Below are 12,392 nucleotides of genomic sequence, written 5' to 3' on the forward strand. Positions count from 1 at the left end.
ACAAGTGAGTTTAGATAAATTCAAAATTGCTATGCAATATGCCATGCCAAAACATTTCATTTCGCGCATGGTTGGCAAGTTAGCAGCAGCAAAAGCGGGTGGCTTAACAACGGCCTTAATTAAATTGTTTATCAAACAATACAAAATTGACATGAGTGAGGCTAAATACCCAGATCCAGCTCATTACAAAACTTTTAATGAGTTTTTCACTCGCCCATTAAAAGAAGGTATTCGTCCACTTGCTGAAGAAAGCGACATTATTGCTCACCCAGTTGATGGTGCAATTAGCCAATTAGGCGATGTAGTAGACGGTCAAATCATCCAAGCAAAAGGCCATGACTACAGCTTACAAGCACTCCTTGGTGGCAAAGAAGAAGACACAGCGCCGTTTTTAGGCGGTAAATTTGCCACTATTTATTTAGCGCCTAAAGATTACCACCGTATTCACATGCCTGTTGATGGTACGCTGAGCAAAATGATCTACGTACCGGGTGATTTATTTTCGGTAAATCCGTTAACAGCGCAAAATGTACCTAACCTATTTGCTCGTAACGAGCGTGTTGTGGCTATCTTTGAGACTGAAATTGGCCCGCTAGCCATGGTACTTGTTGGTGCAACAATTGTTGCTAGCATCGAGACTATTTGGGCAGGCACAGTCACGCCACCAGCAGGTAAAGATGTATTTAGTTGGAATTACCCAACCACAGGTGACAACGCGATTACTCTGAAGAAGGGTGAAGAAATGGGTCGCTTTAAGTTAGGCTCGACCGTTATTTTAGCCTGGGGTGCAAATCAAGCTGATTTCTTATCAGATCAACACCCAGAAACAGTGACGCGCATGGGCACACCATTTGCGAAAATTAACGACTAATAAGTACAATTTAGCAAACCACTTGAGCAAAAGTGGTTTGCTTAAAATTCACTATAAATCGCGCCTACACTCCACGATTACACTCTGAGCATTCACTATCTTTTTGAATATTAAAGCGCTGCTGTATTAGTGTTAGCCCGTCAAATTGAATAAATTCGCTGCCCGTTTTATGGCCAAGCAATATATTGATAGCCAATAAACTTTGCATGCTTCCCATAACACCCAGTAACGGGCTCAATACCCCAGCATTGTCACAATTAAGCGCTGTTTGCTCCTTCGTTTGCGGGAATATACAACCATAGCAAGGGCTCTGTTCATCACGAAAATCAAAACTCATCACCTGCCCCTGCGTTGCAATAGCTGCAGCTGATACAAGTGGGATAGATTTAGCTAAACAATAGCGATTAACCAAATAGCGGGTAGCAAAGTTATCACTGCAATCGAGGATGATGTCAGCACCTTCAAGTAACTCAGCACAGTTACTTTCATCAAGCTTTTGGCATAGAGGCTTAACCGTAATTTGATTATTTAAACTGCTTAACACCTTGGCAGCCGCCTGTGTTTTTGCCTGCCCCATGTGGTTTACTTTATAGAGTATTTGTCGCTGTAGATTTGAAAGCTCAACTTTATCGTCGTCAATCAAAGTGAGCGTTCCTATTCCTGCTGCCGCTAAATAAAACAGTGCTGGTGAGCCAAGCCCACCAGCTCCAACAACCACAATATGTGCAGCCTTTAACTTTTGCTGCCCCGCATGCCCCACCTCTTTTAATAGCAAGTGGCGGCTATAACGAATTTGCTCTTTGTCGCTTAACGCGCTCATATTATGACTGACCTTCGACCAGCTGTTTTAACTTGGCAATGGCTGCTTGGTAGTCTTCGGCTTCAGTAATCGCACGCACTACGGCAACACTGCCAACACCCGTGCTCGCAACTTGCTCAGCACGTGATAAATCAATCCCGCCAATTGCAACCGTTGGATAATCGGCCATCAACGGCACAAATTTTTCTAGCTTTTCTAAGCCCTGAATTTGCCCAGTCATGTCTTTGGTTGTGGTTGGATAAATAGCACCAAACGCCATATAACTTGGTCTGTAATTATGTGCACGCAGCATCTCATAAAAGCCATGAGTCGACACACCTAAGCGTAACCCCGCCTCTTTTATGGCAATTAAATTAGCGGTTTGTAAGTCTTCTTGCCCTAAATGCACACCATAAGCGCCGTGCTTAATCGCCAATTGCCAATAATCATTGATATACACCTGCGCATCGTACTTCTGCCCCAGCATAACCGCACTTGCAATCGACTCTTCGAGTGTTGCATCGTCTGCATTTTTCATTCTTAATTGAACTGTTTTAACCCCTTCGGCTAAACACTTCTCTAACCAATCAACTGTATCTACAACGGCATACAGCCCAAGCTGTTTAGAGTCGCACTCGGCAAAACCTGCGGCCATGGTAAAATCAACCGGGCAATCAAAGTCGAGTTCATCACCTAGCCAACTTCCCGCCTCGATGACTTGTGGGTAATCTGCTAGATTTGTTGGAAAGCAAGTGTGCGCAACGGGGCCAATCCCTTCACCATATCGAACCGCTGCTTTTAATCCTTGGTTTATATAGGCTTTTGCTAAAATAAAGGCATCTTTGAGTGGATACTGTTTAGATAAACACGCTGCAATAACAGAAGCCATACTGCATCCAGTACCGTGACTATGCGGAGTTTGAATTTTTTCGTTACCAAGCCAATATTCCTGCTCACCTTGCACGCAGTAATCAATGCAATAGCCACTTGGGTAATCCCAATGACCCCCTTTGATAATCACCGCTTTTGCACCAAAGTCAGTTAACTTTTCTGCGGCTTCTTTCACTGCGCTTGGGCCAATCAAATAAACACCTGTTAATAGCTGCGTTTCGTGGGTGTTCGGTGTTACTACATCGACTAATGGCAATAAGCACTCTTTAATGGCACTAACAGTATCTTCTTCTGTTAATAAATCACCACTTGAGGCAATGGCAACCGGATCATAAACAACCAAAGGCGGCTCTGCCCAAGTTGCTTTGTAATGTTTTAAATGCTCACTAATAAGCTGTATTTGCTGCACATTGGCAAGCATGCCAATTTTAATCACACTGGCAGGCATATCACTGGCTAAGGCTAATAGTTGCGACTCAATCACTTCTGTTGAAATCGGGTTAAGTGCTTCTACACCTAAACTATTTTGTGCCGTTAAAGCAGTAATAACCGTACAGCCATGTACATTAAAACTTTGCATTGACTTGATGTCGGCTTGAATTCCTGCACCGCCGCCCGAATCTGAGCCAGCTATGGTCCATACAACCTGATTCATGTTATTCCTCACATTTTATTCTTGATGCCAAAATGGCATTCCGAGCGTCGGCGTTGATGGGCTTGCTACGTCTTTTTCTGGCATCGCTTTAGCCAAATAGCTATATCGCCCCGCTTCAACCGCACTCTTAAACGCTTTACTCATCGTTACTGGGCAACCTGCACCTGCAATTGCCGAATTTAATAATACGGCATCATACCCTAATTCAAGCGCTTGACAGGCATGAGATGGTAAACCTAAGCCCGCATCAACAATTAAAGTATGGTTAGGCAAGCGCTCACGGATCATTTTCAAGTTGTAAGGATTCAGTAAGCCTTTACCCGTGCCAATCGGTGCCCCCCAAGGCATAAGTACTTCGCAGCCTAAGTCAGCGAGGCGCTGACACAGCACTAAATCATCTGTGCAATAAGGTAAAACTTTAAAGCCATCGGCCAATAAAATTTTAGTGGCTTCGAGCAGTGCGATTGGATCGGGCTGTAAATTATATTCATCACCAATCAACTCTAACTTGATCCAATCAGTGGCAAACACTTCGCGGCACATTTGTGCCAAGGTCACCGCTTCTTTCACACTATGACAACCCGCCGTATTAGGCAGCACCTTTAACCCGGTGTTTTTTATCAATTGCCAAAAATCATCACCCGCAGCAACGCTTTGCTGACGTCTTAATGAAACCGTGACAATCTCAGCCTGTGAGGCCACTATCGAATCCTGCATAACACTAGGTGAAGGATACAATGCTGAGCCTATCAGTAACCGACTCGTAAACTGCTCACCATAAACCGAAAAACTATCCATCTTAGCCTCCTTGAATTGGCGACAATAACTCAATGCTGTCGCCTTCGTTGAGGGTTTTAGCATCGCATTGACTGCGCGGTACAAAGTCACCATTAACGGCAACCGCAAATGGAGGTCTTGCGCCAAACTGGCTCAACGCCTGAGTGAGCGATGTATTGTCGTTCACTGTAACTGACTGACCATTAATTAAAATATTCATTTTTATCCTTTAGCAATTAAGCTCACTGCGTCATCAACCACCTGAGGCGCGAGTAAATAGCCATGACGGTACAAGCCATTAATACTGATCACTCGACCTTGCTTTGTGACTTTCGGGCGGTTGTCTGCAAACGCTGGACGAAGCCCTGATTGCAAGCTCTCGATACGCCCTTCAGCAAAGCCGCTATGCACGGTATAAGCAGCAGACAATAACTCCAGCGTCGAGCGCACGGTGACTTTACCGCGGTCTTGCGATTCGATTTCAGTCGCACCAATCACAAATTGATGATTTGGCTTAGGAGCAATATAAATTGGGTAACGCGGATGCATCAGTCGTATCGGTCTGGTTAGGTTCACCTCTGGTGCATATAAACGCGCCACCTCCCCTCTTACTCCACGCAGTAAGGGTTCAGCCTGTTTAGCACCCAAGCCGCGACAATCAAATACATAATCATAGCTTTGCCCATTCACTTGATGGGCGTTCAATTCAACTTTACAGCCAAAGTTAAATTGCACTCCTTGCGAGGTAAGCTTTTTAAAACTAGCGCAATAAAATGCCTGATTATCGAGCTGCCCTTCACAAGGTAAATACACACCTTGATGGAAACGCCCAGCTAGTTCTGGCTCAAGATCAGTGATTTGAGTGCCAACCAATGCCTGTGCCTGATAGCTTTCAAGCGGTTTTAAGCGGCTCACAAAACTTTGTAAATCGCCCTTATCTTGCTGATGAGCAACCACTAAACTGCCTGTTTGTTGAAAATACACAGCGTCATCGAGCTCACGTAAAATTTGCTGCCAACGAATGATGCTATTAAGCCCTTGTAGAGCTAAATCCTGTTCACAAAGGACTGATTCTGCAAGGGGTGCCAACATCGCTGCAGCAACGCTACCGGCACTGTTGCTAGCATGTTCATCATCTTGTTCAAACACACTTAACTGATGCTCTTTAGCAAGTGCTAATGCAGTTAAACGGCCAGTTAAACCAAAGCCCAATATCGCTATCTTTAATGACATAAACTTTCTAGGCCTAAGCTCTAGGCCCTAGGTAAATACCCAGAGCCTATCGCTGATGCCTAGCTCCATCAATTAAACTGCTTTGTGGTAAATCTCAGAGCCTGTTTTTTTGAACTCGTCTGATTTCGCTTTCATTTCGGCTTCAACATCGACCATTTTGATTTCGATAGCATCACCTACGTTATTCGGATCTATGCCTCTTGCTTCAAGATCTTTGGCGTAATCACGCACTTCTTGAGTGATCTTCATCGAGCAGAACTTAGGGCCACACATAGAGCAGAAATGTGCAATCTTGCCTGATTCTTGTGGCAATGTTTCGTCGTGATATTCGCGGGCGCGTTCAGGGTCTAAACCTAGGTTAAATTGGTCGTGCCAACGGAACTCAAAGCGCGCTTTTGATAATGCGTTGTCACGCTCTTGCGCACCCGGGTGGCCTTTTGCCAAATCGGCAGCATGAGCAGCAATTTTGTAAGTGATTAAACCTTCTTTAACGTCTTCTTTGTTAGGTAAGCCTAAATGCTCTTTAGGGGTTACATAACAAAGCATAGCGCAGCCGTACCAAGCAATTTGCGCAGCGCCAATACCTGATGTGAAATGATCGTACCCCGGTGCAATATCCGTGGTTAATGGACCAAGCGTGTAAAACGGTGCTTCTTCACAGTGTTTTAGCTGCTCTTCCATATTCTCTTTGATCATATGCATTGGCACATGGCCTGGGCCTTCGATGAACACTTGTACATCATGTTTCCAAGCAAGTTTTGTCAACTCACCTAAAGTACGTAATTCGCTGAATTGGGCTTCGTCATTAGCATCGGCAATAGAGCCCGGACGCAAGCCATCACCTAATGAAAAACACACATCATACTGTTTTAAAATTTCACAGATTTCTTCAAAATGCGTGTATAAGAAGTTTTCTTTATGGTGCGCTAAACACCATTTCGCCATGATTGAGCCACCACGGGAAACAATACCGGTAACACGCTTTGCTGTCATCGGCACGTAACGCAACAATACGCCAGCGTGAATGGTAAAGTAATCAACACCCTGTTCTGCTTGTTCAATCAAGGTATCACGGAAAATCTCCCACGTTAGGTCTTCAGCCACACCATTTACTTTTTCAAGCGCTTGGTAAATTGGTACGGTACCAATTGGTACTGGCGAGTTACGCACCACCCATTCACGGGTTTCGTGAATATAACGGCCCGTTGATAAGTCCATCACCGTGTCGGCGCCCCAACGAGTCGACCACACCATTTTTTCTACTTCTTCTTCGATTGATGATGTGACCGATGAATTACCAATATTCGCGTTCACCTTAACTAAGAAGTTTCGGCCAATGATCATCGGCTCAGTTTCAGGATGGTTGATGTTGTTAGGAAGCACGGCGCGGCCACGGGCAATTTCATCACGCACAAATTCAGGGGTAATAAAATCAGGAATGCTAGCGCCAAACGATTCGCCTTTGTGCTGGGCTGCTAGTAACTCTTCACGAATTTTAGCGCGTCCCATGTTTTCACGAATTGCGACATATTCCATTTCAGGCGTCACAATGCCTTGTCGCGCATAATGCATTTGGGTCACGTTTTTACCCGCTTTTGCACGGCGGATCTTTGGTAGATGTTCAAAGCGGATATGATCTAACCCTTCATCTGCCATTCGCTGTTGAGAAAACTGCGAAGTCACTGAGTCTAAAATTTCAGTGTCGCCGCGGCTTTCAATCCACTTTTCGCGGTATTTTTCAAGACCCTTGCGCACATCAAGTTGAAAATCTGGGTCAGTATATGGACCTGATGTATCGTAAACACGAATTGGCGCGTTAGGCTCAAATACAGGGTTCTCTTCAGTGCCACCGATAAAAGTATCGCTGAGAGTGATTTCACGCATCCCTACTCGTACATTGTCTTGTGTACCTTCTACATAAACTTTATGAGAATTAGGAAACGGTTGCCCCGTTAAGTTATAAATATAATCTGATGCAGCCGCGCGGACTTCGCGGCGAGATGGTTTAGTTGTTGTGTTTGACATGACTTACCTCATTGCTTTAAGGGTTGTCTTGTCAGATATTGCAAATGCAATAGAGAGTGGCAAACGCCATTGGATCGTCAATAAGCTAATTGCTTACTAGTGCAGCCTGTGCCGCTTATGCCCCAAAATTTGGCGCACAAGCGCCCAGTGAGGCAGCTTGTTCCCTACGCAGGTGTTAGCCTGATCAGGTTCACGGATCCCGCTTTCGCGATCTCAGCCTTATTTAAGGCACTCCGACAAGTATAAATTCGTTTCTTTTAAAACGCCCTGAGTGTACGTCAGTTAAAAAATTGCTGCAAGCTCAGCCACTTTAGTTTTTTGCAATGAAGGTAAAATGGTGCTCGCCTTGTAGGGTAAGTTGCTCACCAGTTAAAGTAATGGCTGCGCCTTCTTTTAGCGCTGACAGTAATTGCTGCTCAAGCGCATCAACTTGCTCACCACAAGATTTACGTGTCATACCTAACTTATTTACTGTTAGCGTATCTTCGCTGAGCGCACCTTCACCAAAAAATTTATTACAGCCAGCAAAGCCGTTAACCTGCATCGCTTCGATAAAACGCAGCGAGGCTGTTTGGGATACAGGAATGGCTAAACCATTCACTTTTGATAATTGCCACTGTGTATATTTTAATTGCTCACTAGTGACTGTCCCTGTCGATGAGCAGCCCATGCAAAATAATACTAAAAGGAGGGGCAAGGCTACTAACTTCATATTTTTTTACGATTCAAATTTCAATATAGTAATAATAACAACATTTAACGCAATTGATCGTTAAAAAAACATGTTTTATCTGTAAAAAATTGTTCTAAGTTAGCTTTTTAAATAACAACGCAGACTATTTGAATAAGTTATCGACTTCTTCTGGTAAAAAAGGACGACCTTTTTCATTTACCGACGTGCCAATCACCAAAGCTTGCAGCATCACTTTATCATCATGTTTACGATACACCGTTTGCCTAAAAGCAAACTTTAAACGGCTGATACGCTCAGGCTCAACTGCAACGTAAAACTCATCGCCCGGCACTAGTGATGCCTTGTAATCCATTTCGCTTCGCAGCACGACAAGGTTTACTTTTTCTCTTGCTAGCTTTGCAAAGTCGATACCTTGAGCATGTAAAAACTCATGGCGAGCATGCTCTAGGTAATTAAAATAAACACTGTTATTAACAATGCCTTGTAAATCACACTCATAATCACGCACTTTAAAGTCTACTTTAAAGGTCATAGTCGTATTCCTAATCAATTTACGTATAATTGCCTGCGTTTATACCATAAAAATTGATTTTATAGCCATTTGGCTAGCTAGGTTGCTAGAATAGCAGTCCCGAAAATGGAGTTAAGAATCCGCATGAAACGACGTTTATCATTATTATCTGCTGCCATCCTGCCTTTATTTGCAGCATCTTCGATTGCTTACGCTGAAGACGGTGATCTAGAAACGATTGAAGTTACCGGTGATTTCAAAAGAGAAAGCATTCAAACCCTTAGTGCTAGCGCAAGCTTGTTTTCAGATCATGAAATCAATCAACGCGGTGCAAAGTTTTTAGATGAGATGCTTGCTAGTGCAGCGAATGTAAACTTTACCTCTGGTGCATCTCGAGGTCGTTTCGTGCAAATTCGTGGTGTTGGTTTACGCTCACAGTTTGTTGACCCTATTAATCCTTCAGTTGGCTTAGTGATCGACGGTATTAACTACTCTGGTTTAGGCGGCAGTTCACTGTTATTTGATATCGACCAAGTTGAAATTTATCGCGGCCCACAAGGGACTCGCTTTGGTGCTGATGCCTTAGCTGGCATGATTCAAATGGAATCTGCAACACCCACTCTTGACCCAAGTGTGAAAATACAATTAGGTGCGGGCAACTACAACAGCTATGAAGCAGGTATTGCCGCAGGTACGGGTATTACCGACGACACAGCAGTACGCGCCAGCATTTATCAACGTGAGTCTGATGGGTATGTAGAAAACCGTTATTTAGGTGAAGATACCCAGCAACAAGATGAGCTTGTTTCTCGCTTTAAGTTACACAGCCAATTGACCGAGCATTTGCGTACTGAACTGAATGTACATTACATCGATATAAATAACGGCTATGACGCATTCACACTAGATAACAGCCGTTACAGTGTTGCTGATGAGCCAGGCCAAGACAACCAAGAAAGCATTGCGGTTGGCCTAGCAAACATATACACCGGCTTTGACTTTTTTGATGTTAGCTTAAACCTATCTGGTATCGACAGCGAGCTGTTATACAGCTATGACGAAGACTGGGTGTGTAATGATGAAGCCCAACCTGAGTTATGTGCTGCTGGCTTGCATGATTGGGGTTATAGCTCAACAGATGCTTACTTTCGCGATCGCCAAGATCAAGCGGCTGAGCTGCAATTTAGTGGTAAATCTGGTGAGTGGGTCGCAGGCATTTACTATCAAGGCCGCGAAGTTGACTTAGAACGTCAATACACTTGGCTTGCGCAACCATTTACCTCAAATTATGAAACCAGCAATATTGCTGCATACGGTCAATTAGCAACACCTATCGGCCCAAAAACAACCTTAATCACAGGTTTACGTGTTGAGCAGTATCAAGGCGACTACATTGACAATAACGGTTTTATTGAAGAAACCGATGATGTAATGGTGGGCGGTAAGCTTGCACTTGAATACCAAGTTATTGATCGCACCATGATCTACACCAGCATTACTCGTGGCTATAAAGCTGGCGGTATTAACTCTGAAGCTTTAGCAAAAGCAAAAGACGAAGGCTTAAACCTAGATGCTGATTTCTTTGTTAATCACACATCATTTGCCCCTGAATATCTATGGAGCGGTGAGTTTGGTGTGAAAGGAAGCTCTTTGGACGATAAGTTTGTGTTACGTCTTGCCGCTTTCTACATGTACCGTGAAGATATGCAGCTAAAATCGTGGCAAGTTGAAGGCCAAAAATTCACAGGTTATATCGATAACGCCAGCTCTGGCGAAAACTATGGTTTAGAAATTGAAGGCAGCTTCCAAGCTACTGACAATTTACTACTAACGGGTAGTGCAGGTTATCTACATACAGAAATCAATGACTTTGTTGCGCAATCAGGCCTAGATCAAGATGGTCGAGATCAAGCACAAGCTCCTAAATACCAATATGCATTCACTGCGCGTTATAACTTTACGCCAGCACTTTACGCATCAATTGGTATAGAAGGCAAAGACGATTACTACTTCTCTGATAGCCATAACTCACAAGCACCTAGCAGCAACTTAGTGAATGCTTCATTTGGTTATGAAAGTGATAATTGGAGCATTAATGCATGGGCACGTAACTTATTTGACGAAGACGTACCGACTCGTGGTTTTGAGTTTGGTAACGACCCATTAGACGGTTACACCACTCATACATACACACAACTTGGCGAACCTATGGTTGCCGGTGTGACATTTATTTACGAGCTATAAGCAATTTGGTGCTAGGTTTTTTACCTAGCACCCAAACACCTAGAGCCTAGAGCCTAGAGCCTAGAGCCAAATAAGTTAAGCCCTTTCAACATCAAAGGCGAGTACGTCTTTAATCTTTTGCTTATTTGTTGCCAGCATAATGAGTCGATCTATACCCAGCGCGACACCCGCACATTGTGGTAAGCCATGCTCTAGTGCAGCTATTAAACGCTCATCCATTGGCACTTGTTTTAATCCATTCGCTTCACGGTACTGATTATCTTCACTAAAACGAGCTGCTTGCTCTTTGCCATTGGTCAGCTCATTAAAGCCGTTTGCCAGTTCCATATTTTTAAAATATAACTCAAAGCGCCCTGCTACTCGCTCATCGTGCTGACAAATTTGCGCAAGAGCGGCTTGCGATGCAGGAAAATGATAAACGAAACAAGGCTTTTCTTGGCCAATCGTTGGCTCAACCTTCATACAAAATAATAGCTGTAACAAGGTATCGCGATGTGTTTCATTCGCGGCAATATCGGCAAAGCCCTGCTCTGTTGCTAGTTGCTGCAATGTGCTGATATCAGCAGTTAAAGGATCAACACCTAAGGCGTTCATAAAGGCTTGCTGATAAGTGAGTCGCTCTGCGCTTTCTACGCCAAGCACCAATTGCATAAGCTCATCCATTTCATCCATAAGCGCAAATTCATCAAAACCAGGACGATACCATTCAAGCATTGTAAATTCAGGATTATGATGACTACCCGCCTCTTCATTACGAAAAGCTTTGCATAGCTGGAAAATAGCCCCAGAGCCTGCAGCAAGTAAACGCTTCATGGCAAACTCAGGTGACGTTTGCAAATAAAGTGGTAGGCCACCAGCATGACCAGGACCAACAAACTCGGTACTAAATGTCGCTAAATGCACATCGGTTACACTGGCCGCACTTAAGCTTGGCGTTTCAACCTCCATAACATCACGATCATAAAAGAACTCGCGAATACGGCGGATGATAGCGGCACGGTGGCGTAAAGTTTCAATATCGGCGCTTGGTTGCCAAAGGACATTAGACATAAAGTGTTTCCCAAAAAAAATCCCAGCAGAAGCTGGGATTTTATAATAAATTGCTTAACAAAGCCTGTTACTTAACACGGCTCACGTATTCACCGCTACGTGTATCAACTTTGATCACTTCGCCGATTTGTACGAATAGAGGAACACGAACAACAGCACCTGTGCTTAATGTTGCTGGTTTACCGCCAGTACCCGCTGTATCACCTTTTAGACCTGGATCTGTTTCAGTAATTTCTAATTCAACGAAGTTTGGTGGAGTCACAGCGATTGGGCTACCGTTCCAAAGCGTGATTGTACAAACGTCATTTTCAACTAACCATTTTGCATTGTCGCCAAGCGCTTTTTCGTCAGCAGCGATTTGCTCAAATGTTTCGTTGTTCATGAAGTGCCAGAACTCACCGTCAGTGTATAGATACGCTAAATCTGTATCCATTACGTCTGCACCTTCAACTGATTCACCTGACTTGAATGTTTTTTCTAGTACTTTACCTGTGATAAGTTTACGAATACGAACACGGTTAAACGCCTGGCCTTTACCTGGTTTTACCATTTCATTTTCTAAGATGCTGCAAGGTTCGCCATCTAACATAATTTTTAGGCCGCCCTTGAACTCATTGGTGCTATAATTCGCCATCGTTTCCT

12 protein-coding genes and 1 riboswitch are annotated in these 12,392 nt (G+C 43.9%); of the genes, 2 read left to right on the forward strand and 10 right to left on the reverse strand.

What is annotated here, in order from left to right; genetic code table 11:
• Positions 1 to 4 precede the first annotated feature (4 nt).
• Complete coding sequence (asd, locus tag AOG26_RS02855) at positions 5 to 871, forward strand: archaetidylserine decarboxylase (protein ID WP_200907852.1); 867 nt, start codon at positions 5 to 7, stop codon at positions 869 to 871.
• Positions 872 to 935: 64 nt separating this feature from the next.
• On the opposite strand, the gene AOG26_RS02860 is transcribed toward asd, so the two are convergent.
• The 8 genes from AOG26_RS02860 to AOG26_RS02895 form a co-directional block, all read right to left on the reverse strand.
• Entirely contained in the window at positions 936 to 1,691 is a 756-nt protein-coding gene (locus tag AOG26_RS02860) for a HesA/MoeB/ThiF family protein (RefSeq protein WP_054561122.1), read from the reverse strand.
• A 1-nt stretch (position 1,692) separates the two neighbouring features.
• Positions 1,693 to 3,216, reverse strand: a complete 1,524-nt coding sequence (gene thiE / locus AOG26_RS02865; RefSeq protein WP_054561123.1) for a thiamine phosphate synthase — start codon at positions 3,214 to 3,216, stop codon at positions 1,693 to 1,695.
• A 15-nt stretch (positions 3,217 to 3,231) separates the two neighbouring features.
• The gene (locus AOG26_RS02870; RefSeq protein WP_054561124.1) at positions 3,232 to 4,014 is read right to left on the reverse strand and encodes a thiazole synthase; all 783 of its coding nucleotides are present in this window, start codon (positions 4,012 to 4,014) and stop codon (positions 3,232 to 3,234) included.
• 1 nt (position 4,015) lies between these two features.
• Positions 4,016 to 4,213 carry a sulfur carrier protein ThiS gene (thiS, locus tag AOG26_RS02875; RefSeq protein ID WP_171041525.1) on the reverse strand — a complete coding sequence of 66 codons (198 nt, stop codon included), beginning with the start codon at positions 4,211 to 4,213 and terminating at the stop codon, positions 4,016 to 4,018.
• A gap of 2 nt (positions 4,214 to 4,215) precedes the next feature.
• A complete protein-coding gene (locus AOG26_RS02880; RefSeq protein WP_054561126.1) occupies positions 4,216 to 5,226 on the reverse strand; it encodes an FAD-dependent oxidoreductase in 1,011 nt (336 codons plus the stop codon).
• 72 nt (positions 5,227 to 5,298) lie between these two features.
• Complete coding sequence (thiC, locus tag AOG26_RS02885; RefSeq protein WP_054561127.1) at positions 5,299 to 7,251, reverse strand: phosphomethylpyrimidine synthase ThiC; 1,953 nt, start codon at positions 7,249 to 7,251, stop codon at positions 5,299 to 5,301.
• Positions 7,252 to 7,395: 144 nt separating this feature from the next.
• Positions 7,396 to 7,497: riboswitch (TPP riboswitch) on the reverse strand.
• A gap of 64 nt (positions 7,498 to 7,561) precedes the next feature.
• Positions 7,562 to 7,921: an META domain-containing protein gene (locus tag AOG26_RS02890; RefSeq protein WP_327077984.1), complete on the reverse strand. Its 360-nt coding sequence runs from the start codon at positions 7,919 to 7,921 to the stop codon at positions 7,562 to 7,564.
• Between the two features lie 166 nt (positions 7,922 to 8,087).
• The gene (locus AOG26_RS02895; RefSeq protein WP_054561129.1) at positions 8,088 to 8,477 is read right to left on the reverse strand and encodes an acyl-CoA thioesterase; all 390 of its coding nucleotides are present in this window, start codon (positions 8,475 to 8,477) and stop codon (positions 8,088 to 8,090) included.
• A 123-nt stretch (positions 8,478 to 8,600) separates the two neighbouring features.
• On the opposite strand from AOG26_RS02895, the gene AOG26_RS02900 reads away from it, so the two are divergent.
• The gene (locus AOG26_RS02900) at positions 8,601 to 10,700 is read left to right on the forward strand and encodes a TonB-dependent receptor (protein WP_054561130.1); all 2,100 of its coding nucleotides are present in this window, start codon (positions 8,601 to 8,603) and stop codon (positions 10,698 to 10,700) included.
• Between the two features lie 75 nt (positions 10,701 to 10,775).
• Here the strand turns inward: AOG26_RS02900 and epmA are convergent, their stop codons facing one another.
• Both epmA and efp read right to left on the reverse strand, forming a co-directional pair.
• Complete coding sequence (gene epmA / locus AOG26_RS02905) at positions 10,776 to 11,750, reverse strand: elongation factor P--(R)-beta-lysine ligase (RefSeq protein ID WP_054561131.1); 975 nt, start codon at positions 11,748 to 11,750, stop codon at positions 10,776 to 10,778.
• A 67-nt stretch (positions 11,751 to 11,817) separates the two neighbouring features.
• Positions 11,818 to 12,384: an elongation factor P gene (efp, locus tag AOG26_RS02910; RefSeq protein ID WP_054554126.1), complete on the reverse strand. Its 567-nt coding sequence runs from the start codon at positions 12,382 to 12,384 to the stop codon at positions 11,818 to 11,820.
• Positions 12,385 to 12,392: the final 8 nt, after the last annotated feature.

Source organism: Pseudoalteromonas sp. UCD-33C (assembly GCF_001306895.1).
GTDB lineage: Bacteria > Pseudomonadota > Gammaproteobacteria > Enterobacterales > Alteromonadaceae > Pseudoalteromonas.